The 22,076-nt window shown below is 68.8% G+C and carries 23 protein-coding genes; 14 read left to right on the top strand and 9 right to left on the bottom strand.

The genetic code is table 11. The features are described from left to right. Positions 1-72: 72 nt before the first annotated feature. The gene (locus tag ABZ195_RS20230; protein ID WP_355220886.1) at positions 73-1,812 is read left to right on the top strand and encodes a DUF3556 domain-containing protein; all 1,740 of its coding nucleotides are present in this window, start codon (positions 73-75) and stop codon (positions 1,810-1,812) included. Here the strand turns inward: ABZ195_RS20230 and ABZ195_RS20235 are convergent. After that, positions 1,802-2,599 (bottom strand): GntR family transcriptional regulator, encoded by a 798-nt coding sequence (locus ABZ195_RS20235; protein ID WP_355220888.1) that lies wholly within the window; start codon positions 2,597-2,599, stop codon positions 1,802-1,804. The two genes, ABZ195_RS20230 and ABZ195_RS20235, sit on opposite strands and share 11 nt — an antisense overlap. Before the next feature lie 176 nt (positions 2,600-2,775). Here ABZ195_RS20235 and ABZ195_RS20240 point away from each other — a divergent pair, with 176 nt between their 5' ends. From ABZ195_RS20240 to ABZ195_RS20250, 3 genes are read left to right on the top strand one after another with little or no spacing between them, the layout of a single operon-like run. Continuing rightward, the gene (locus tag ABZ195_RS20240; protein WP_355220890.1) at positions 2,776-3,921 is read left to right on the top strand and encodes a thiolase family protein; all 1,146 of its coding nucleotides are present in this window, start codon (positions 2,776-2,778) and stop codon (positions 3,919-3,921) included. Then, a complete protein-coding gene (locus ABZ195_RS20245; RefSeq protein WP_355220892.1) occupies positions 3,918-4,718 on the top strand; it encodes a crotonase/enoyl-CoA hydratase family protein in 801 nt (266 codons plus the stop codon). Before ABZ195_RS20240 ends, ABZ195_RS20245 begins: the two co-directional genes overlap by 4 nt. Before the next feature lie 19 nt (positions 4,719-4,737). Next, positions 4,738-5,880 carry an acyl-CoA dehydrogenase family protein gene (locus ABZ195_RS20250; RefSeq protein WP_355220894.1) on the top strand — a complete coding sequence of 381 codons (1,143 nt, stop codon included), beginning with the start codon at positions 4,738-4,740 and terminating at the stop codon, positions 5,878-5,880. 58 nt (positions 5,881-5,938) lie between these two features. On the opposite strand, the gene ABZ195_RS20255 is transcribed toward ABZ195_RS20250, so the two are convergent. Both ABZ195_RS20255 and ABZ195_RS20260 read right to left on the bottom strand, forming a co-directional pair. Beyond that, positions 5,939-6,664 (bottom strand): fasciclin domain-containing protein, encoded by a 726-nt coding sequence (locus ABZ195_RS20255; protein WP_355220895.1) that lies wholly within the window; start codon positions 6,662-6,664, stop codon positions 5,939-5,941. Between the two features lie 84 nt (positions 6,665-6,748). Next, positions 6,749-8,065, bottom strand: a complete 1,317-nt coding sequence (locus tag ABZ195_RS20260; RefSeq protein ID WP_355220897.1) for an MFS transporter — start codon at positions 8,063-8,065, stop codon at positions 6,749-6,751. Between the two features lie 81 nt (positions 8,066-8,146). On the opposite strand from ABZ195_RS20260, the gene ABZ195_RS20265 reads away from it, so the two are divergent. The 4 genes from ABZ195_RS20265 to ABZ195_RS20280 are packed head-to-tail and all read left to right on the top strand — an operon-like array spanning position 8,147 to position 11,517. After that, complete coding sequence (locus ABZ195_RS20265) at positions 8,147-9,103, top strand: helix-turn-helix domain-containing protein (protein ID WP_355220899.1); 957 nt, start codon at positions 8,147-8,149, stop codon at positions 9,101-9,103. A 24-nt stretch (positions 9,104-9,127) separates the two neighbouring features. After that, on the top strand, positions 9,128-9,652 hold the full coding sequence (locus ABZ195_RS20270) for a gamma carbonic anhydrase family protein (protein WP_355220900.1): 525 nt from the start codon (positions 9,128-9,130) through the stop codon (positions 9,650-9,652). Positions 9,653-9,676: 24 nt separating this feature from the next. Next, the gene (locus tag ABZ195_RS20275) at positions 9,677-10,822 is read left to right on the top strand and encodes an NAD(P)H-binding protein (protein WP_355220902.1); all 1,146 of its coding nucleotides are present in this window, start codon (positions 9,677-9,679) and stop codon (positions 10,820-10,822) included. After that, positions 10,819-11,517, top strand: coding sequence for a CPBP family intramembrane glutamic endopeptidase (locus ABZ195_RS20280; protein ID WP_355220904.1), 699 nt, complete (start codon positions 10,819-10,821; stop codon positions 11,515-11,517). Before ABZ195_RS20275 ends, ABZ195_RS20280 begins: the two co-directional genes overlap by 4 nt. A 4-nt stretch (positions 11,518-11,521) precedes the next feature. Here ABZ195_RS20280 and tet(V) read toward each other — a convergent pair whose 3' ends face one another. Both tet(V) and ABZ195_RS20290 read right to left on the bottom strand, forming a co-directional pair. Further along, entirely contained in the window at positions 11,522-12,769 is a 1,248-nt protein-coding gene (gene tet(V), locus ABZ195_RS20285; RefSeq protein WP_355221003.1) for a tetracycline efflux MFS transporter Tet(V), read from the bottom strand. 99 nt (positions 12,770-12,868) lie between these two features. Continuing rightward, positions 12,869-13,678, bottom strand: a complete 810-nt coding sequence (locus tag ABZ195_RS20290; protein WP_355220906.1) for an enoyl-CoA hydratase — start codon at positions 13,676-13,678, stop codon at positions 12,869-12,871. 105 nt (positions 13,679-13,783) lie between these two features. Here ABZ195_RS20290 and ABZ195_RS20295 point away from each other — a divergent pair, with 105 nt between their 5' ends. The 3 genes from ABZ195_RS20295 to ABZ195_RS20305 are packed head-to-tail and all read left to right on the top strand — an operon-like array spanning position 13,784 to position 16,675. Next, positions 13,784-14,887, top strand: a complete 1,104-nt coding sequence (locus ABZ195_RS20295) for a CaiB/BaiF CoA-transferase family protein (protein WP_355220908.1) — start codon at positions 13,784-13,786, stop codon at positions 14,885-14,887. A 43-nt stretch (positions 14,888-14,930) separates the two neighbouring features. Further along, positions 14,931-15,683, top strand: coding sequence for a 3-hydroxyacyl-CoA dehydrogenase (locus ABZ195_RS20300; protein WP_355220910.1), 753 nt, complete (start codon positions 14,931-14,933; stop codon positions 15,681-15,683). Further along, on the top strand, positions 15,680-16,675 hold the full coding sequence (locus ABZ195_RS20305) for a nitronate monooxygenase family protein (protein WP_355220912.1): 996 nt from the start codon (positions 15,680-15,682) through the stop codon (positions 16,673-16,675). The genes ABZ195_RS20300 and ABZ195_RS20305 overlap by 4 nt, the downstream gene beginning before the upstream one ends. Positions 16,676-16,747: 72 nt before the next feature. On the opposite strand, the gene ABZ195_RS20310 is transcribed toward ABZ195_RS20305, so the two are convergent. The 3 genes from ABZ195_RS20310 to ABZ195_RS20320 all read right to left on the bottom strand — a co-directional run bounded on the left by ABZ195_RS20310 (position 16,748) and on the right by ABZ195_RS20320 (position 17,854). Next, on the bottom strand, positions 16,748-16,870 hold the full coding sequence (locus ABZ195_RS20310; protein WP_355220914.1) for a hypothetical protein: 123 nt from the start codon (positions 16,868-16,870) through the stop codon (positions 16,748-16,750). A gap of 228 nt (positions 16,871-17,098) precedes the next feature. After that, positions 17,099-17,221, bottom strand: coding sequence for a hypothetical protein (locus ABZ195_RS20315; protein ID WP_142271112.1), 123 nt, complete (start codon positions 17,219-17,221; stop codon positions 17,099-17,101). Between the two features lie 84 nt (positions 17,222-17,305). Continuing rightward, positions 17,306-17,854, bottom strand: coding sequence for a DoxX family membrane protein (locus tag ABZ195_RS20320; RefSeq protein ID WP_355220916.1), 549 nt, complete (start codon positions 17,852-17,854; stop codon positions 17,306-17,308). Between the two features lie 123 nt (positions 17,855-17,977). Between ABZ195_RS20320 and ABZ195_RS20325 the strand changes: the two genes are divergently transcribed. The 3 genes from ABZ195_RS20325 to ABZ195_RS20335 are packed head-to-tail and all read left to right on the top strand — an operon-like array spanning position 17,978 to position 21,601. Further along, the gene (locus ABZ195_RS20325; RefSeq protein WP_355220918.1) at positions 17,978-20,296 is read left to right on the top strand and encodes an MMPL family transporter; all 2,319 of its coding nucleotides are present in this window, start codon (positions 17,978-17,980) and stop codon (positions 20,294-20,296) included. 1 nt (position 20,297) lies between these two features. Next, positions 20,298-20,972, top strand: coding sequence for a TetR/AcrR family transcriptional regulator (locus tag ABZ195_RS20330; protein WP_355220919.1), 675 nt, complete (start codon positions 20,298-20,300; stop codon positions 20,970-20,972). Further along, positions 20,972-21,601, top strand: a complete 630-nt coding sequence (locus tag ABZ195_RS20335) for a class I SAM-dependent methyltransferase (protein ID WP_355220921.1) — start codon at positions 20,972-20,974, stop codon at positions 21,599-21,601. The genes ABZ195_RS20330 and ABZ195_RS20335 overlap by 1 nt, the downstream gene beginning before the upstream one ends. Here the strand turns inward: ABZ195_RS20335 and ABZ195_RS20340 are convergent. Further along, the gene (locus ABZ195_RS20340) at positions 21,598-22,035 is read right to left on the bottom strand and encodes a hypothetical protein (RefSeq protein WP_355220923.1); all 438 of its coding nucleotides are present in this window, start codon (positions 22,033-22,035) and stop codon (positions 21,598-21,600) included. The genes ABZ195_RS20335 and ABZ195_RS20340 overlap by 4 nt on opposite strands. Between the last annotated feature and the right edge of the window lie 41 nt (positions 22,036-22,076).

Raw genomic sequence — 22,076 nt, forward strand, 5'->3', positions numbered from 1 at the left:
GGGTCCAGACTTTACGCCACGCGCGGCGAGAAAGTGGCCCGGCGGATCTAGAACACGTTCTAGTCTTTCCCCATGGGATTTCTCAAGCCCGACCTACCGGTGGTCGACTTCGCCGAATGGAGCAAGGGCACCCGTGCCGAGAGAATCCGCCCGCTGGCCGGTCACTGGGCCGAGGTGGGATTCGGCACGCCGGTGGTGCTGCACCTCTTCTACGTCCTCAAGATCCTGCTCTACGTGCTGGCCGGGGCGCTGTTCGCCGTCGCCACCTCCGGTATCGGGGGACTCCTGGACGTGGCCGCCTGGTACGACGAGCCGATCGTGTTCCAGAAGGTCGTCCTGTTCACGATGCTCTTCGAGGTGGTCGGGCTGGGCTGTGGCTTCGGCCCGCTCAACAACCGGTTCTTCCCGCCGATGGGGTCGATCCTGTACTGGCTGCGGCCGGGCACGATCCGGTTGCCACCCTGGCCGACGCGCGTTCCGCTGACCCGCGGCACGGCGCGCACCCCGCTGGACGCCCTGCTCTACGGGGCGCTGCTGGTGGTGCTGCTGGTCGCCCTGCTGTCCGGCGGCACCGGTCCCATCCCTGCGCTGGGCACCACGGTGGGCGTGCTTCCGATGTGGCAGATCTGGGCGATCCTGGGGTTGCTCGCAGTCGCCGGACTGCGCGATAAGGTCATCTTCCTGGCGGCCCGCGGTGAGGTGTACGCGTCGTTCACGGTGGCGTTCCTGTTCGGCGGGGTCGACATGATCATCGCCGCCAAACTGGTGTGCCTGGTCATCTGGATCGGCGCGGCCACCTCGAAGCTCAACAAGCACTTCCCGTTCGTGATCTCCACGATGATGTCGAACAGCCCAATGGTGCGCACCAAGTCGTTCAAGCGGGCCTTCTTCGAGAAGTTTCCCGACGACCTACGGCCCGGGCGGGTCTCGCGAATCGTCGCCCACTTCAGCACCGCCGTCGAGGGTTTGGTGCCGCTGGTCTTGTTCTTCAGCCACGGTGGCTGGCCGACCGCCGTCGCCGCGTTCGTGATGCTGGTCTTCCACTTCGGCATCTTGTCCGCGATCCCGATGGGCGTGCCGTTGGAGTGGAACGTGTTCATGATGTTCAGCGTGCTGGCGTTGTTCGTCGGGCATCCGGGGATCGGTCTCGGCGATTTGACCAGTCCGCTGCCGATCGTGCTCTTCGCCGTACTGGTCGGCACGGTCGCGACTGGAAACCTGTTCCCGCGCAAGGTGTCCTTCCTGCCGGGCATGCGCTACTACGCCGGCAACTGGGACACCACCCAGTGGTGCATGAAGCCGTCGGCGGACGAGAAGATCAAGGCCGGTCTGGTCGCCATCGCGAGCATGCCTCAGTCGCAGGTGGAACGCATCTACGGCAGCCCGGAGCAGGCGTTGGTCATGCTGCACTCGGGCTACGCCTTCCGCGCGATGAACACCCATGGCCGGGCGTTGTTCACCCTGGTGCACCGGGCCATGGCCGACGGCGACGAGGCCGACTACGTGGTCACCGAGGGGGAGCGGTTGTGCAGCACCGCGATTGGCTGGAACTTCGGCGACGGGCACATGCACAACGAGCAATTGATCGCCGCGATGCAGGAACGGTGCGGATTCGAGCCGGGCGAGGTGCGGGTGGTGTTGCTCGACGCCCAGCCCATCCACCGGCAGCGGCAGGAATACCGGCTCGTCGACGCGGCCACCGGTGAGTTCGAACGCGGCTACGTCTCCGTCGCCGACATGGTCACGCGTCAGCCGTGGGCCGACGACGTGCCGGTGCACGTGACGTGGTCGGCGGACGCCACTACTGCATGACGTCGCGGACCTTGACGTCCTCGAGTCCCTCCAGCAGCAGGTCGCGCGACACGTCGAGGTGCTTGCGCCAGTGCGTCTCTGCGCCGGCGCCGTCACCAGCGCGCAGCAGCGTCATCAGCCGCCGGTAGGACCGCATCAGCTTGTCGTACTCGGCCTTGGACATCTCGTGGAACTGCGTGATGGCGAATGCCGTGTGGCGCACCGTGATCTCGTGCAACATGCCGGCGATGATCGTCAGCGTCGCGTTGCCGGAGAGCTCCACCATCCGGCGGTGGAACTCGCCGGTGGCCTCGGCCAGGCGGCCCGACTGCCAGCCCGCGGGGATGTCGTCGGCGAGCATCGCGTCGAGTTCGTCGAGCGCCACCGCGGACGCGGCGTCGGCCAGCAGGCGCACGGCGAGGGGTTCGATGCCCGAGCGGGCGACGAGTACGTCGGCGATGGTCGCGCCCGAGAGTTCCAGCAGCAGACCGGCCGGGCGGGCGACGATCTCCGGGCCGGGCACGCGGACCCGGGCGCCCGTCCGCGAACCGCGGCGCACCTCCACCAGGCGTTCGGACTCGAGCACCCGGACCGCCTCGCGCAGCGTCGGGCGGCTGACGCCGAAGTGCGTCATCAGCTCGGCCTCGTTGGGCAGGAAGTCACCCTCTTTGAGCTGGCCGTCGACCACCATGCGACGCAGGGTCCCGGCGACCAGTTCGGCGGTCTTGGGGGAGCGGATGGTGGTGCCACCGCGCTGCGCGACGGCATTCGGCCCCATCATGGGTGCCAAGTGCGTGGTGCGAGCCAACGGGGTCTCCGAGGGGTTTGGATCGGTGGGTTGTGCAACTCAGTAAACCATGTGGGGCGAGCCGACGGCTGCGTCTCTACCAACCAGTAGGTTGACCTAGTAAACCTACTCATCTACCTTCGGAACTATCCCACCATCAGGCAGCCTGCCCGATCACCACGTCAAAGGAGATGTCCATGGCCGAAGCCGTCATCGTAGAAGCGGTCCGTTCACCAGTCGGCAAGCGCAACGGCGGACTGTCCGGCGTGCACCCCGGTGAGCTGTCGGCGCAGGTGCTCAACGGGCTCGTCCAGCGCGCCGGGGTCGACCCCGCGCTCGTCGACGACGTCATCTGGGGCTGCGTGATGCAGGCCGGCGAGCAGGCACTCGACATCGCCCGCACCGCGGTGCTGGCGGCCGGCTGGCCCGAGAGCGTGCCCGGTGTGACCGTCGACCGGCAGTGCGGATCGAGCCAGCAGTCGGTGCACTTCGCCGCCGCGGGCGTCGTCGCCGGCCATTACGACGTCGTCGTCGCCGGTGGCGTGGAGTCGATGTCGCGGACGCCCATGGGTGCCTCGCTGGCCAACGGCGGCCACCCGTACCCCGAGGCGTTCCGGTCCCGCTACTCGCAAACCCCGAATCAGGGCGTCGGCGCCGAGATGATCGCCGAGCAGTGGGGCTTCGACCGCACCGCGCTCGACCAGTTCTCCCTCGGCTCGCACGAAAAGGCTGCCGCAGCACAGGATTCCGGTGCGTTCGACGACCAGATCGTGGCGATCAAGGATCAGGACGGCAATCCGGTCCTCAAGGACGAGGGCATTCGTCGCGGCGGCACCGTCGAGAAGATGGCCACCATCAAGCCGGCCTTCAAGGAAGACGGGGTGATCCACGCGGGCAACGCCTCCCAGATCTCCGACGGCTCGGCGGCGCTGCTGTTCATGTCGGCCGAGAAGGCCAAGGAGTTGGGCCTCAAGCCCCTGGCCAAGGTGCACACCGCCGTGCTGGCCGGCGCCGATCCGGTCATCATGCTCACCGCGCCGATCCCGGCGACGCAGAAGGCGCTCAAGCGCTCCGGTCTGTCGATCGACGAGATCGGCGTCTTCGAGGTCAACGAGGCGTTCGCGCCGGTTCCGCTGGCCTGGCTCAAGGACATCGGTGCCGACGAGAAGAAGCTCAACCCCAACGGCGGAGCGATCGCACTCGGCCACCCGCTGGGCGGCTCGGGCGCGCGGATCATGACGACGATGCTCTATCACATGCGGGACAAGGGAATTCAGTACGGCCTGCAGACCATGTGTGAAGGTGGCGGCCAGGCCAACGCCACGATCCTCGAACTGCTGTGACCGAAGGCAAGGCGGATGTTCCCGCTGTGTTGTCGGAGCGTCGCGGCAACGTCCTGCTCGTCACGCTGAACCGGCCGGAGGCGCGCAACGCCGTCAACGCGGCGGTCAGCATCGGCGTCGGCGACGCCCTGCACGAAGCCCAGCACGACCCCGAGATCCGCGCGGTCGTGATCACCGGCGCCGGCCAGTCATTCTGTGCCGGAGCCGATCTCAAGGCCATCTCGCGCCGGGAGGGCATCTACCACCCCGACCGCGCGGAGTGGGGGTTCGCCGGGTACGTGCAGCACGTCATCGACAAGCCGACCATCGCCGCGGTTAACGGCACGGCGCTGGGCGGAGGCACCGAACTGGCGCTGGCCAGCGACCTCATCGTCGCCGAGGAGAGCGCCAAGTTCGGCCTGCCCGAGGTCAAGCGCGGCTTGATCGCCGCCGCGGGCGGCGTGTTCCGCATCGTCGAGCACCTGCCACGCAAGGTCGCGATGGAATTGCTGTTCACCGGCGAGCCCATGTCCTCGGCCGACGCGCTCAAGTGGGGCCTGGTCAACCAGGTGGTGCCCGACGGCACAGTCGTCGATGCCGCTTTGGCGCTGGCCGAGCGGATCACCGTCAACGCGCCGTTGGCGGTATGGGCCAGCAAGCGCGTCGCCGCGGGCATCGACGACGGCGTCATCGCCGCCGAGGAGGCCGGATGGAGCAGGACCATGCGCGAGATGGGCACGGTGCTGCGTTCGCAGGACGCCAAGGAAGGACCACTGGCCTTCGCGGAGAAGCGCCAGCCCGTATGGCAAGCGAAGTAAGCCGACTAGGAGAGACACCATGAAGCGATTGATCTTCGACGAAGAGCACGAGCAACTGCGCGCGACCGCACGCCAGTTCCTGGAGAAGGAATGTGCGCCGTATGCCGAGAAGTGGGACGCCGAGCGCATCGTCGACCGCGACGCCTACGTCGCCGCGGGCAAGTACGGCCTGATCGGATTCAACCTGCCCGAGAAGTTCGGCGGCGGCGGCGTCGACGACTTCCGGTTCAACGCGGTCATCGTCGAGGAGTTCACCCGCTACGGCCTCCCGTCACCCGGCCTGAGTCTGCAGAACGACATCGTCGGGCCGTACTTCGCCAACCTCGCGAATGAGGAGCAGCAGGCGCGGTGGCTGCCCGGCTACATCACCGGTGAACTCATCGGTGCGGTGGCCATGACCGAACCGGGCGCGGGCAGCGACCTGGCCGGCATCAAGACCTCCGCGGTGCGCGACGGTGACGACTGGATCCTCAACGGCGCCAAGACGTTCATCTCGGCGGGCATCAACTCCGACCTGGTCGTGGTGGTGGCACGGACCGACCCCGACGCCGGTCACAAGGGCTTCTCGCTGCTCGTCGTCGAACGCGGCATGGAGGGCTTCACCCGCGGCCGCAAGCTCGACAAGATGGGTCAGCACTTCGCCGACACGGCCGAGTTGAACTTCGAGAACGTCCGGGTGCCCGGGGCCAACCTGTTGGGGGAGGAGGGCAAGGGCTTCTACCACCTGATGACCAACCTGCCGTCCGAGCGCCTGTCGATCGCCATCGCGGCGGTCGCCGGGGCCCGCTCGACGTTCGACGACACGCTGGCATACGTCAAGGACCGCAAGGCCTTTGGCCAGCCGATCGGCAGCTTCCAGCACAACAAGTTCCTCATGGCCGAGATGGACACCGAACTGGAGATCGCCGAGGCGTACGTCGACCGGTGCCTGCAGGCCATCGTCGACGGCGAGCTGACCGCGGTCGAGGCGTCCAAGGCGAAGTGGTGGTGCACCGAGCTGGGCAAGCGCGTCGTGGACCACTGCGTGCAACTGCACGGCGGATACGGCTACATGAACGAGTACAAGGTGGCGCGCGACTACGTCGACGTGCGCATCCAGACCATCTACGGCGGCACCACCGAGATCATGAAGGAGATCATCGGCAAGAATCTCGGCCTCTAGCAACGCAATTCGGCGGGGAGGCGTGCAGTCGCACGCCTCCCCGCCGAGTTCGCGTGAATCAGGAGGCGGGGGCCGGCTCGGCCGCCGTCGTAGCCGTGGTGCTCGTCGGCGAGAGGGGCTTGCCCGTGCCCTCGAACGACGTCGTCGGCGTGATGGGCGCCGGCGGGGAGTTCGGGTCCAGGACCGTGTCCAGGATGTAGATCCGGGCGTTGGCGCTCTGGATGCCGCCGCAGATCACCTTGGCCGTGTCGTTGACCTTGATGTCGCCGTCCTTGCCCGTGACCTTGACCTCGGCACCCTCCTGCGTGGGCCGCTGGCCGGCCACGTCACCGGGGCCGAGCAGGCCGAGGAAGACGTGGTAGTAGTCCAACTTGGTCAGCGCGGCGGGATCGGCCTTCGCGGCCTCCAGGGCGGCCGGATCCATCTTGGCGAAGGCGTCGTTGTTCGGCGCGAACACCACGTACGGGCCGTTCTCGAGCACGGGCAGGACGTTCACGGCGGGGTTGAGCCCACCGTTGATCGCCGAGGTGAAGGTGCTCAACGACGGGATCTTGGCCAGGGCCTGGCCGAGCGGCAGGGTGGCGAGGGTCTCCTTGGTGACACCGCTGGGCGCCAGCTCGGCGCGCACGGGATCGCAGTTGCCCTGCCAGTCCGGCAGCGGCTTGACGTCGGCCGTCGCAGTCGGTGGCGGGTCGGCCTGGGCGGTGATCGCCAGGGGCAGCGACACGGCGATCGAGGCGATCGCGGCGGACATTCCAATGGCTCGACTGGTGCGAGTCTTCACGTTTTCGGCTCCTCAGCGTGGTTGAAACGCGCCGCCCAGAGCCCGACTCTCATGGCGACGCCACCCGAAGCGTAAGGGCTCAGATCACGAATCGGCAAAGTCGGCGTCCTGCGCCGCCGGTTCGGAGGCCGCCTGATCAACGGGGTTGACCTGCGGTTTCCCTATGCTCAGGCAAAGTAGCGCGGCCGCCACGCACAGACCCGAGGCGAGATAGAACGCGACGTCGTAGTCGCCGTTCAGGTCATGCAGCCACCCGGCCCCCGCGGCGGCGACCGCGGCCCCCAGCTGATGGGAGGCGAACACCCACCCGAACACCACCGGCGTGCGGGCGCCGAAGTACCGGCGGCACAGCACGATGGTCGGCGGCACCGTCGCCACCCAGTCCAGCCCGTAGAAGATCACGAAGACCCAGGTGCTCGGCTGGGCCTGTGGCGAGAGCAGCGAGGGCAGCAGGAGCAGCGAGACGCCGCGGCCCAGGTAGTAGACGACGAGCAGCACCCGCGGGTCGACGCGATCGGTCAGCCAACCCGAGAAGATCGTGCCCACCACGTCGAGGACGCCGATCGTCGCGAGCAGGCCGGCGGCGACCGTGCTCGGCATCCCGTGGTCGTTGGCCGCGGGGATGAAGTGGGTGCCGATGAGGCCGTTGGTGGTCATGCCGCAGATGGCGAAGCTGCCTGCCAGCAGCCAGAACGCCGGCACGCGGACGCCTATCCGCAGGCCGTCGAACGCGGCCCGGAAGGTGCCGGTCGGCATCACGGCCGCCGTCTCCGTGGTCGCCCCGTAGGACAGCAGCCCGACGTCGCGCGGGTAGTTCCTCATGAACACCAGTACCAGCGGCACCACGCTGAGCGCGGCGGCCGCCACGATGATCGACGCCCACCGCCACCCGTGCCGCGTCGTGACCTCGGCGACGACCGGCAGGAAGATCAGCTGACCGGTGGCGCTCGCCGCGGTCAGCACGCCGGTGACCAGTCCGCGGCGCTGCTCGAACCAGCGGGTCGCGACAGTCGCCACGAAGCCCATCGAGATGGACCCGGTCCCGACGCCGACCAACACGCCCCACAGCAGGATCAGCTGCCAGCTGGTGGTCATCGTCACCGACAACGCCGAGCCCGCCGACACGAGCAGCAGAGCCACCGTCAGCACCGGCCGCACGCCGAACCGGTCCATCAGGGCCGCGGCGAACGGGGCGGTGAGCCCGAATAGCGTCATGTTCACCGACATCGCGAGCCCGACCGTGCCGTGCGACCACCCGAACTCGTGGTGCAGCGGGTTCATCATCACGCCGGGTACCGAACGGAAGCCTGCGGCGCCGAGGAGGGCGACGAAGCTGACGGCCGCGATCACCCAGGCCCGGTGCAGGCGGGGTCGGCGGAGGTCGTGGTTGGCGATCGTCACCAGGACACGATGGCGGTGCGTGGCCCGATCCGCCAGTGGCATGAATGACACAACCCGTCAAGAACGTGCCAAACTGGCGGTATGCATCGCGTCGCCGTCCTGCTGCTCGCACCCGTGGTGGGCTTCGACGCCGCGATCGCCCCGCTGCTGTTCGGTGAGGCAGTCGGGGACGACGGCGAGCCGCTCTACGACGTGGTGGTGTGCGGGCTCGACGCCGGCCCGGTCCCGACCACCAGTGGGTTCGCGATGGTGCCCGCCGCCGGCCCGGAGGCCCTGGCGACCGCCGACACCGTCGTCGTTCCCGGCACGCAATTTCCGTCGGCCCGCCGGGACGGCGTCCTGACGACCGCGGCACTCGCCGCGTTCGCCTCGATCCGGCCCGGCACCCGGATGGTGTCCATCTGCACCGGGGCCTTCGTCCTGGCGGCGGCTGGAGTGCTCGCCGGCCGCCGCGCGACGACGCACTGGAAGTTCGCCGCGGACCTGCGCCGGCTGCATCCGGGGGTCGACGTGGACGAGAACGTGCTGTTCGTCGACGACGGCGACGTGCTGACCTCGGCGGGTCTGGCGGCGGGCATCGACCTGTGCCTGCACGTGATCCGCTCCGATCACGGCGTCCAGGTCGCCAACGCGGTCGCCCGGCACTGCGTCGTGCCCCCGTGGCGGGAGGGGGGCCAAGCCCAGTTCATCGACCGGCACCTCCCGGTCCAGGACAACGCCTCCACCGCGGCCACGAGGGCGTGGGCCGCGGCCCACCTGGACGAGGACCTGACCGTCGAGCGGCTGGCCCGGCGCGCCCACATGAGCGCGCGCACCTTCAACCGCCGCTTCCGGGACGAGACGGGGCAGGCGCCCGGGGCGTGGATCCGCCAGCGACGCGTCGACTTCGCCCGCGAACTCCTGGAATCCGGTGACCTGTCCGTCGAGGAGGTCGCCCGCCGCGCGGGCCTCGGCACCGGCGGCAACCTGCGCCATCAGTTGCGCCGCGGGCTGGGACTGTCTCCCTCGGGCTACCGCAAGGTGTTCCAGGGCGCGTGAACCCGCCCGGTTAGGATCTCGCCCATGCCAGAGCCGCTGATCCTGTCCGTCAACGGCCACGAGCCCCGAGTGCACCCGGAGTCGTTCGTGGCGCCCAACGCCACCGTCATCGGTCAGGTGACCCTCGGCGCCAAGGCCAGCGTCTGGTACGGCGCGGTGTTGCGCGCCGAGTTCGAACCCATCGTCGTCGGTGACGGTGCCAACCTCCAGGACAACGTCACCGTCCACGTCGACCCCGGATTTCCGGCCACCATCGGGGCCGGTGTCAGCGTCGGCCACAACGCCGTCCTGCACGGCTGCACGATCGAGGACGGCTGCCTCATCGGGATGGGTGCGGTGGTCCTCAACGGCGCCCGCATCGGCGCCGGCTCCCTGGTGGCGGCGGGTGCGGTGGTCGGTCAGGGCGCCGTCATCCCCCCGGGTTCCTTGGTCGCGGGCGTGCCGGGCAAGGTCAAGCGCGAACTCAGCCCCGACGAGATCGGTCACAACCGCCTCAACGCGCAGGTCTACGAGCATTTGAGTGACGTCCACCGCACTGCGGTGGAATAGCTTTCGCGCGGGTACCTACCTACGGTGAAACCCATGCGCACACTCGTCACCGGAGCGACCGGCTACATCGGGTCCCGACTCGTCGCCGCACTTCTCGGCGAGGGGCACGACGTGGTGGTCGCCAGCCGCAATCCCGAACGCCTCGGCGACTTCGGGTGGATCGACGACGTGACTCCCGTACTGCTGGACGCCGGCGACGCTGAGTCGGTGCACAGCGCCTTCGGCGTCAGTGGCCCGGTCGACGTCGTCTACTACCTCGTCCACGGCATCGGCCAGCCCGGGTACCGCGAGGCCGACAACGCCGCCGCCGCCAACGTCGCCGCGGCGGCCAAGGCGGCCGGCGTCAAGCGCATCGTCTACCTCGGCGGCTTCGTCCCCGACGCCGATCAGCTCTCCGAACACCTCCGTGGCCGCGCGGAGGTCGCCGAGGCGCTGACCCTCGACGGCGGACCAGAAGTGGTGTGGCTGGGCGCCGCGATCATCATCGGTGCGGGGTCGACGTCGTTCGAGATGCTGCGGGCCGTGGGGGACCGCTTCCTGCTGATCCCGATGCCGCCGTGGGCGAACAACCCGCTGGACCCGATCTCGATCAGCGACGTCCTGTACTACCTGATCGCCGCCGCCGACTCCGAGCGCGTACCCCCGGGGTCCTACGACATCCGCGGTCCGGAGACGACGACGTACGGCGACCTGCTCCTGACCTATGCGCGGGTGTCCGGACTCTGGCGCAGTGGCGTCCCCGTCCCCGACGTCAACATGGATCTGGTGTCACAGGTGGCGGCGCTGTTCGTACCGGTGCCCCGGGCCCTGGCCGCGGATCTCGTGCAGTCCCTGGACTATCCGATGACGGCGTCCAACGACGGCCTCGTGGGTTTGGTGCCCGATCCGCCGGGCGGTCCGGTGAGCATCGAGGACGCCATCAAGCTGTCCCTGTCGGGGCACCGCCGGTTGCCCGTCGACCAACTGGCCGATCCGCATCACCTCGCCGACACCGATCCCGTGTGGGCCGGCGGTGACGTCACCCGCATCCGCACCCTGGCCTCCGCGGTCACCCCGTCGGTCACGCATCCCGCGCTCGGACTGCTCTGCGCCGTCCCCGGACCCGTCGCCGGATGGGTACGGACCGGCCTGGACACCGTGATTGGACTGGCACCCAAGGGGTTGTCGTGATCGGGTTCTTCTCCGAGATCGGCTCGATCGCCGCCACCCCCGCCGCCCCGCACGAGGAGTCGCCCGTCCTGGTCCGGCGGCGTCGCGTCGTCGTGGTGGTCGTGCTGATCGTCGGCGCGTCACTGCTGGGTACGTCGTTGCGGACCACCCCGGGTGACACGGCGTTCTACGTACTGACCCTGGCGCTGGCCGCCGTGTGGGCCATCGGCGCCCGGCTGTCGGGTCCACTGCACCTGGGCGCCGTGACGTTCCGCGGCAAGCTGCGACGACCGGTCCTGACCGGTGCGGGCATCGGCATCGCGCTCGGGCTGGTGTTCATCGTCGGCGGTCTGGTGTGCCGCGAGATCGGCCCGGTGCGCAACTACATCGTCGCGGTCCTCGAGTACGCCAACTACGGATCCCTGTGGCTGGTCGTGCTCATCACCGTGATCAACGGCGTCGCCGAGGAGATGTTCTTCCGCGGTGCGCTCTACAGTTCGCTCGGCAAGTTCCACCCCGAGATCCTCTCCACCGTGGTGTACGCCATCGCGGTGTCGGCGGCGGGCAACCCGATGCTGGGCTTCGCGGGCATCATCCTGGGTGCGGTGTGCGCCTACGAACGCCGAATCACCGGCGGCGTGCTCGCACCCATGCTGACCCACTTCTTCTGGGGTCTGGTCATGGTGCTCGCCCTGCCGCCGATGTTCGGCGTGTAGCGCCCTACCGCAACGGGTTCGCGATCTCGTCGCGCGTCATCCGGGCCGCCACCATCGCAACGGCGGCGAGAACGACGGGGATCACCCCGGCCGCGGCGAAGATCGCCTCCATCGGCACGACCTTCGACAGCGGACCGGCGATAGCGAACGACACCGGCAGGAACGCCAGCGACACGAAGAAGTCCAGGCTCGACACGCGGCCCAGCATCTCCCGCGGCACTCGGCGCTGCAGCAGCGTCCCCCAGATCACTCTGCCCGCTCCGTCGGTGACGCCGACGACGAACGTCGCCAGGGCCATGAGCGGGAACGACGAGGTGGCGCCGACGATCACCAGCGGCAGCGAGCCCCCGCCCCACATCACCATCATCACCGTCAGGTAGCGGCGAGGCAGCTGGCGCGAGGACACCGCCAGTGCGCCGATCGCGCTGCCGACACCGAAGGCGGCCAGGACGAAGCCGTAGATCCGGGCGCCATCGGCGAAGCGATCCTTCGCGATGAAGGGCAGGAGCACCTCGATCGGGCCCAGGACCACCAGCACCAGCATGCACGCGAACAGCAGCGTCCACAGCAGCCACGGGGTGTGCACCATGAAGCGCACGCCGTCGCGCATGTCGCGCAGCACGTGGGTCTTCTCCCGTTGCACCGCAGCGCTTCTCGCAGGACGGGTGGCGACCAGCAAGATCAGACCCACCGCGAAGAGCCCGGCCACGGTGAACTCCCCGATGGCGGGGAACGTCACGCCCACCAGGACGCCGGCGACCGCCGGGCCGACGGCGCGCTGGAACACTGGGCGCACCACGCCCTCCACCCCGTTGGCGGCCAGGAGTTGGTCGGCGGGCAAGATCCGGGGCAGCATGGCGCTGTAGGCGGGAAAGAAGAACGCCGCGGCGATTCCGAGGGCGCCTGCGGCCACGGCCATGTGCCAGATCCGAAGCACGCCAAGCGAACTCAGGAACGCGACCGTGGTGACGACGGTGACGTCGACGGCCTCGACGGCGATGATGATGCCGCGCTGGTCGACGCGGTCGGCCGCGATCCCGCCGATCAGCACGAACGCGACGAGGCCGGTGCCCAGACACGTGGCGACCAACGACAGCGATGCCGGGTCGTCGTCCAGCGCGATCACCTGCATTGCCATCACGACGGCCCACATGCCCTCGGCGAAGATGGAGATGGACAGGGCGCCGATGAGCAGCCGGTACTCGCGGAACCGAAACGGTGCGAGTACGCGCCAGCCGCCGGTGCTCGGCACCGGCCCCTCGACGTCGAAATGCGTACTCACGCAAATGATGGTCGCCGATCGACGCCGCCGAGTCGAACGATTATCGGCCGTCTGCGAGGCCGCGGTCCGTCAGTCGTCGGTGAAGGTCGCCGACCGCCGCTGTTGGAACGCGGTGATGCCTTCGCGGAAGTCGTGAGAGGACAGCAGTGTCAGCTGTCCCTCGGTCTCGAGCTCGAGAGCGCCCTCGAGCGCGGTCAGGGTGGCGGCGTTGACGGCGGCCTTGGTCTTGCGCAGGGCCGCCGCGGGACCGGACTTCAACCGCTCGATCACCGCGTTCGCCTCGGCTTCGAGATCGTCGGCCGCGTGCACCGAGCTGACCAGTCCCGCGGCGTACGCGTCGTGTGCGGTGAGCCGCTCGGCCAGCAGCGCCATCCGCATCGCCCTGGCGCGGCCGATCGACGCCGCGACCAACGCCGAGGCGCCGCCGTCGGGCATGAGCCCAATCTTGGTGAACGCCAGCAGGAAGTACGCCTTCTCCGATGCCAGGACGACGTCGGCGGCGATCGCCAGCGACACGCCAACCCCGGCGGCGGGACCCTGCACGACCGACACCACCGGCTTCGGCAGCGCGACGATGGCGCGCACCGCGCGGTTGGCCGCGGCCAGCGTGTCGGCCGGGCCTGCGCCAGCATCGGGATTCGCATGATCCTCGGTGCCGATGCCCGCGCCGGAGCTGAAACCGCGCCCCGCCCCACCCAGGCGGACGACGCGCACGGCGGGATCGGAGGCCGCGCGTTCGACGGCGTCGGCGGCGGTGTCGAGCATGGCCGCGGTCAGCGAGTTCAGGCTGTCGGGCCGGTTGAGGGTCACCGCGAGGACTCCGTCGTGCAGCGTCACGGTGAGATCGTCGATGCCGGTGTAGGACTCGGTATTGGTCATGCCCGCCTCTGGTAGAGCGAGCGCGAGGCCCGCGATCGCTCGACTTGGTTATACAAGTAAGCTATGTCGCGGTCAACTGGGTCGAACCGATGAAGGGTGTCAACGATGACTGGTCCACTGCACGGCTTGAGGGTCGTCGAGCTCGCGGGCATCGGTCCCGGACCGCACGCCGCGATGATCCTGGGTGACCTCGGCGCCGACGTCGTGCGCGTCGAGCGGCCGGGCAAGGGCGGTGCCGTACCCGTCGGCGGCCGCGATTCGATGCTGCGAAACCGGCGCTCCGTCGCGGCGGACCTGAAGAGTGACGAGGGCCGGGACTTGGTGCTGCGGCTGGTGTCCAAGGCCGACGTGCTCATCGAGGGCTACCGTCCCGGCGTGACCGAACGGCTGGGTCTCGGACCGCAGGATTGCGCCGCGGTCAACGAGCGGCTGGTCTACGCCCGCATGACGGGGTGGGGTCAGACGGGGCCGCGTGCGCAGCAGGCCGGTCATGACATCAACTACATCTCGCTCAACGGAGTGCTTCACGCGATCGGCCGCAAGGGCGAACGCCCCGTGCCGCCCCTGAACCTGGCCGGTGACTTCGGTGGCGGGTCGATGTTCCTGATCGTCGGCATCCTCTCGGCGTTGTGGGAGCGCCAGAGTTCCGGGCTGGGTCAGGTCGTCGACGCCGCCATGGTCGACGGCTCCAGCGTGCTGGCGCAGATGATGTGGAGCTTCCGGGCGAGCGGCATGTGGAGCGACGAGCGCGGTGTGAACATGCTCGACACGGGTGCGCCCTTCTACGACACCTACGAAACGGCCGACGGCAAGTACGTCGCGGTCGGAGCGATCGAACCGCAGTTCTACGCGCAGTTGCTCGCCGGGCTCGGGTTGGACGCGGCCGATCTGCCGGGCCAGCACGACGCGGCGCGGGCCGACGAGCTGCGGGCGACGTTCACCAAGGCGTTCCTGGAGCACGATCGCGACCACTGGGCCACGGTGTTCGACGGCACCGACGCATGCGTCACCCCCGTCCTGAGCTTCGGTGAGGTGGAGAGCGAACCGCACATCACCGAACGCGGCACCTTCTTCCACGACGTCTCCGACGACGGGGACAACCTCGAACCCGCACCCGCCCCCCGCTTCTCGCGCAGTGTGCCCCCGACCCCGACGCCGCCCGGCCCGAGGGGTGCGGACACCGAGGCCGTGCTTCGGGACTGGGTATAGTCCCAACCAACTAGTGGGTTGAGTCAACGAAGGGAATCGATCAGTGCAGATCAAGGACTCGGTAGCGGTCGTCACGGGAGGTGCGTCGGGCTTGGGCCTGGCCACCGTCAAGCGGCTGCTGGACGCCGGCGGCAGCGTCGTGGTCATCGACCTCAAGGGCGAGGACGTGGTCGCCGAACTCGGTGACCGCGCCAAGTTCGTCACCGCGAACGTCACCGACGAGGACGCGGTCGCCAAGGCTCTCGACGTCGCTGAGTCGATGGGTCCGATCCGCATCAACGTCAACTGCGCCGGCATCGGCAACGCGGTCAAGACGGTGAGCAAGAACGGACCGTTCCCGCTCGACGGCTTCCGCAAGGTCGTCGAGGTCAACCTGATCGGCACCTTCAACGTCATCCGGCTGGCTGCCGAGCGGATCGCCAAGACCGAACCCGTTGGTGAGGAGCGCGGTGTCATCGTCAACACCGCGTCGGTGGCGGCGTTCGACGGTCAGATCGGGCAGGCGGCGTACTCCGCGTCCAAGGGTGGCGTGGTCGGCATGACCCTGCCGATCGCCCGCGACCTGTCGCGCGAACTGATCCGTGTCTGCACCATCGCGCCCGGCCTGTTCAAGACCCCGCTGCTGGGTTCCTTGCCCGAGGAGGCGCAGCGCTCGCTCGGTGCGCAGGTACCGCACCCCGCCCGCCTCGGCGACCCCGACGAGTACGGCGCGCTGGCGCAGCACATCGTGGAGAACCCGATGCTCAACGGCGAGGTGATCCGCCTCGACGGGGCAATCCGGATGGCTCCCCGATGAGCTTGAAGACGAAGTTCACCGAGGTCTTCGGTGTCGAGCATCCGATCGCCCAGGGCGGCATGCAGTGGGTCGGCCGCGCGGAATTGGTTGCCGCAGTGGCCAATGCGGGCGGATTGGGGTTCATCACGGCCCTCACGCAGCCCACGCCGGCGGACCTGGCCCGCGAGATCGCCAAGACCCGCGAGCTGACCGACAAGCCGTTCGGGGTCAACCTGACGATCCTGCCGTCGATCAACCCGCCGCCGTATGACGAGTACCGGCAGGTCATCGTCGACGAGGGCGTCAAGATCGTCGAGACCGCCGGCTCCAACCCGGCGCCGCATCTGCCGATGTTCCATGACCACGGCATCAAGGTGCTGCACAAGTGCACCTCGGTGCGCCACGCGGTGAAGGCCCAGGGGCTTGGCGTCGACGGCATCAGCATCGACGGGTTCGAGTGCGCCGGCCATCCCGGCGAGGACGACGTGCCTGGGCTGGTGCTGATCCCCGCGGCCGCCAAGCAGATCGAGATCCCGATGATCGCCTCCGGTGGCTTCGGCGACGCGCGGGGGCTGGTCGCGGCGCTGGCTCTGGGCGCCGACGGCGTCAACATGGGCACGCGCTTCATGTGCACCGTCGAGTCGTGCATTCATCAGAACGTCAAGGACGCCATCGTGGCCGGCGACGAGCGGGGCACCGAGCTGATCTTCCGGACGCTGCACAACACCGCCCGGGTGGCGAGCAACGTGGTCTCGCGCGAGGTCGTGGAGATCCTCGCCGGCGGCGGTCAGTTCGACGACGTGAAGGATCTGGTGGCTGGCGTGCGCGGGCGCAAGGTCTTCGACGACGGCGACCTCGACGCGGGGATTTGGACGGTCGGCACGGTGATGGGTCTGATCGACGACGTCCCCACCTGCGAGGAGTTGATCTCCCGCATCGTGGCCGAGGCCGAGGAGATCATCACCGCCCGACTGGGTGCCATGGTGTCGGCACCCGTCGCGGCGACTGCCTGACCCCTGAACGCACCAAGAGCCGCAGACCCACGGGTCTGCGGCTCTTGGCGTACTGGTCTGCGGTGCGCCGTCCTAGACGGCGGCGGCGAGATCCGGAAACTGCTCGGCTGTGTCTCCCTCGACGAGATAGTCCCCGTGGTAGAGGGCCTCGAAGTCAACCTTGATGACGTTGGCACTACTGTCGTCGATCCACATGTACTGAACGGTAACTTCGGGCTTTGAGAGAACTCTGAGCCTGCGTTCTGAAATTGGTGGCAATGTTACCGAGAAGTAGGTTGACCCCCCCGCGAGAAGGCCGCGCGCATGAAGAAGCCGCCGACGAGAACGCCGGCGGCTTCGCATGCGTCACTTACGTGACATGACCACGTCGAACCCGAGGGTACGACCGGTCAGTCCGAACAGCGCGAGTGGTCTCGCGCCCGGTCAGACGGCTTGGGCGAGGTCGGGGAACTGCTCGGAGCAGTCACCCTCGACCAGGAAGTCCCCGTGGTAGAAGGCTTCGAAGTCAACCTTGATGACATCTGCGCTGGTGTCGTCGATCCACATGTACTGGACAGTAACCATCACCATTAAGAGTTCTTTGAGTCACGATTCGGAAAACCCTGGCAATTCTTACCTCGAAGTAGGGTCCTAGCTCCCCGGGGTGCTCAGATGCAGTGGGTTGACGCCGTTGAGCAGGACCCACGTGGCGACCGCCGCGGCCACCGCCACCAGGAACGACGGGACCGTGACCGCGCCTGGCCAGCTCGGCCGGCCGAACACCCGGGCGTCCACGGAATGGGCGCCGGCCCCCACGAATAGCAGGGTCGCCGCGGCAAACGCCATCAGGAACGGCACGCTGAAGGGGTCGGACCACACGGCGGCACCCGACACGGTGGCCGCCCAGGCGTCGATCATCGCCGCGACGATGCCGCATGCCGCCAACGGGGTCAGCAAGCCCAGCAACAGCGCCGCCCCGCCGGCGATCTCGGTGGCGGTCACCAGGTAGGCGGCGAACGTGGGTGACTGCCAGCCGCCGTCGGCCATGAACTGCGCAGTGGAGGTGAAGTCCACCGCCTTGAGGATGCCCGCATGCAACGCCGTCGCCGCGACACCGACCCGCAGGATCAGAAGGCCCAGGTCGGAGAGGGACGAGGAGGACTTCCGGGTCCGCCGTCTGAGCACGTCCGTCGTCGCCATGGCGACCACCCTAGGGGTGCGTTGAACGATTCGCCCGCCGCCGTCGTGCCATGAGAAGAGGAGCGTTGACCGCGCGAAGTTAACACTGATAAGTTAACGCCGCTACTACGGGAAGGGGTCCACGTGCTGCACCGAATCGCCCGGTTGGCCATCGCCGCGCCGCGCCGCATCCTGGTCCTCGCCGCGCTGGTCATGGTCGCCGCCGCGATCTTCGGGGTGCCGGTGGCCAAGAGCCTCTCGGCGGGCGGCTTCCAGGACCCCAACGCGGAGTCGTCTCGGGTGGCCCGCGTGCTCACCGACGACTTCGGTCAGGGCGACATGCAGATGCTGCTCACCGTGACCGCGCCCGCCGGCATCAGGAGCCCTGCCGCGACGAAGGTCGCCGACGACGTCGTCGCGCGCCTGAAGCAGTCGCCGCACGTCGCCGAGGTCACCTCTGCCTGGACCGTCCCGCCGGCCGCCGCCGCGCAACTCACCAGCAAGGACGGCACGTCCGGCCTGATCGTCGCCGGCATCACCGGTGGCGAGACCGACGCCCAGAAGTACGCCCAGGAACTCTCCGACGCCGTGACGCAGGACCGCGACGGGGTCACCGTGCGCACCGGCGGCCTCGCCATGGTCTACGCCCAGATCACCGCGCAGACCCAGCGCGACCTGCTGCTGATGGAGTCGATCGCCATCCCGCTGAGCTTCCTGGTGCTGGTGTGGGTGTTCGGCGGGCTGGTGGCCGCCGCGCTGCCGATGATCGTCGGCGGCCTGGCGATCGTCGGGTCCATGTCGGTGCTGCGGCTCATCACCTTCGGCACCGACGTGTCGATCTTCGCCCTCAACCTCTCGACCGCCCTCGGCCTGGCCCTGGCAATCGACTACACCCTGCTGATCCTCAGCCGCTACCGCGACGAACTCGCCGACGGCGTGCCACGTGACCAAGCCCTGATCCGGACGATGTCGACCGCCGGGCGAACCGTGCTGTTCTCGGCGACCACGGTCGCGCTGTCGATGGCTGCGATGTTGTTGTTCCCGATGTACTTCCTGAAGTCCTTCGCCTACTCGGGCGTCGCCACCGTCGGGTTCGCCGCCGCCGCGGCGGTGATCGTCACCCCTGCCGCGATCTGGCTGCTCGGCGACCGGCTCGACGGCCTCGACGTGCGCCGGCCGCTGCGCCGGCTGTTCCGCCGCGACGAGCCCGCGGTGAAGCCCGTCGACCAGATCTTCTGGTACCGGTCCACCAAGGCGGTCACGCGGCATGCCGTCCCCATCGGACTGGCCGTGGTGGTGCTTCTGCTCGCGCTGGGCGCGCCGTTCCTCAGCGTCCGTTGGGGATTCCCCGACGAGCGGGTGCTGCCCACCTCGGCGTCGGCACATCAGGTGGGCGACCAGCTTCGCAGCGACTACGCCGAGGACTCGTCGACCACGGTGACCGTCGTGATCCCCGACGCCGACGGGCTCGCGCCGGATGTGCTGGGGCGCTATGCCGCCGACCTGTCCAAGGTGTCCGACGTCGCCTCGGTGTCAGCGCCGACCGGGACGTTCGTCGGCGGCGCGCGGGTCGGCCCACCGTCGGCCGCCACCGGGGTGGCCGACGGCCGGGTGTTCCTCAGCGTCGCCGGCACCGCACCGCTGTTCTCCGACGCCTCCGAGACGCAACTCGACGCCCTCCACGGTGTCGCGGGCCCGGGTGGCCGCGAGGTCGCGCTCGGCGGGGTGGCCCAGATCAACCGAGACAGCGTGCAGGCGATCACCTCCCGGCTGCCGTGGGTGTTGGGCCTCATCGCCGTCATCACCTTCGGTCTGCTGTTCCTGCTCACCGGCAGCGTCACCCTGCCCTTGAAAGCCGTTCTGCTGAACGTGCTTTCGCTAACCGCGGCGTTCGGAGCGCTGGTGTGGATCTTCCAGGACGGTCACCTGAACGCCCTCGGTACGACCCCGACCGGGACGCTGGTGGCCAACATGCCGGTGCTGCTGTTCTGCATCGCATTCGGCCTGTCGATGGACTACGAGGTGTTCCTGGTCGCCCGCATCCGGGAGTACTGGCTGGACCTGAGGAGCAACGGCGACGCGACGCCGTCCGGCCTGCGAGCCATCAGTGCCGCCCGCGCCGACAACGACGAGGCCGTCGCCCTCGGGTTGGCGCGGACCGGCCGCGTGATCACCGCCGCCGCGCTGGTGATGTCGATATCGTTCGCCGCGCTGATCGCCGCCCAGGTGTCGTTCATGCGGATGTTCGGCGTCGGACTGACGTTGGCGGTGCTGGTCGACGCCACCCTGGTCCGGATGGTGCTGGTACCGGCGTTCATGCACGTGATGGGCGGCTGGAACTGGTGGGCGCCAAGGCCCTTGGTCTGGCTGCACCAACGGATCGGCATCAACGAATCCGGGTCCGACCACGCCGCCGCGCCCATCCCTGACCGGGGCATGGTCGCCTCGGCCGACGGCCGCTGACGTGAGCCCGCTCAAGCGTCGCCGGGCCGCCCGCGGTTCCGGGGAGCACCTCCGCGAGGAGATCCTCGACGCCGCCACGGGTCTGCTGATGGAGACCGGGCACGCCAAGGCGGTGTCGATCCGCTCGGTCGCCGAGCGCGTCGGGGTCACCCCACCATCGATCTATCTGCACTTCGACGACAAGGACGCCCTGCTGGATGCGGTGTGCGCCAGGTACTTCGAGGCACTCGACCAGGTGATGCAGCAGGTGGCGCTCGACCAACCCACCACTGTCGACCGGCTGCGTGCCCAGGGGTTGGCCTACGTCCGCTTCGCCATGGCGAACCCCGAGTTGTACCGCATCGCCACGATGGGCGAGGGCAGGCCCGGCAGCGACGTCGACGTCACGTTGAACAGCTCGGCGTTCGTGCACATGAGGGCCTCGGTCGAATCGCTGATGGACGAGGGCGTCTACCTGCCGGGCGATCCCACCATGGCCGCCCTGGAACTGTGGACCGTAGCCCACGGCGTTGCGGCCCTGGCCATCTCGCGGCCCTACCTCCCGTTCGGCGACATCGAGTCCTTCGCCGACCGGGTGTTGCGATCGGCGTGCTGCGGGTCCATCGTGACGGGAATGCTGGGACCGGACGTACCGCCGGTGGAGGCGGTCTCGAGGATCAAGGGGATGGTGACCTGATGGCAGTGGACAATCCGTTCTTCGCCCGGCTGTGGACGAACATGGCGACCCGCGAGCCGGAGACCATTCGGCGGCTGCGACGCGAGAATCTGTCCGGGCTGCAGGGCCGCGTGCTGGAGGTGGGAGCCGGTACCGGCACCAACTTCGAGCTCTATCCGTCGACCGTCACCGAGGTCGTCGCGATCGAGCCGGAGCGGCGGCTCTTCGACGTCGCGACGCGGGCGGCCGCCGAGGTCGCCGTGCGCGTGACCGTCACCACCGACACCGTCGAGGACTACCCGGCCGGCGAACCCTTCGACGCCGTCGTCTGCTCGCTGGTGCTGTGCTCGGTCGAGGATCCCGACTCCGTTCTGCGCCAACTGTTCTCGGCGTTACGGCCCGGTGGCGAGCTACGGTACCTCGAACACGTGGCCAGCAGAGGATGGCGGGCATCGCTGCAGAAGGCGGCCGACGCGACCATCTGGCCGCGACTGCTGGGCAACTGCCACACCCATCGCGACACCGAACGGTCGATCGAGGCCGCCGGCTTCGAGGTGCTGCACTCGCGCCACGAATGGGCGCTCCCGTCGTGGGTGCCCATGCCGGCGTCGGAGGGCGTGATTGGCCGGGCGGTGCGGCCAGCCGGCTAGACGGGTGTGCCGCCGCCCGTGGCCGACTTGCTCAGCGCGAAGCCGTTGGCGGGCCCCACCGGACAGGTGGCGGATTGCGCGGACACGCCGCTGACCTGACCCACCAGGGTGTCGGCATCCCAGGTCCACGTCTGCATCTCCGCGCCGCGAGTGCCGTCGGGGCAGCTGTGGCCGTCGGGCCGGTCGACGCTCATCGTCCACCGCCCGCCGGCCAATCGGGCCTCCCCGCTCCAGCCGCTGGAACTGGTGACGTGCGCCACGCACCCGCCCGTCGGCGGACAATCGGTCCGGGCCGTCCACGAGGTGTGGGCTCCCGCGCCGAACAGGTTCAACGTGTACCGGCCGCTGAAGTCGTCGGCCCAGGCCGGGGCGGCGATCGCCACCGACACGGTGGCGGCGAACAGCGTTGCCGCCACTCCACGGACTAGGGGCATGATTCCTCCATCGCAGTGGCCAGCATTCTGTGCGAAAACTC

The sequence above is a fragment of the Mycobacterium sp. NPDC006124 genome, from assembly GCF_040614235.1.
Taxonomy (GTDB): domain Bacteria; phylum Actinomycetota; class Actinomycetes; order Mycobacteriales; family Mycobacteriaceae; genus Mycobacterium.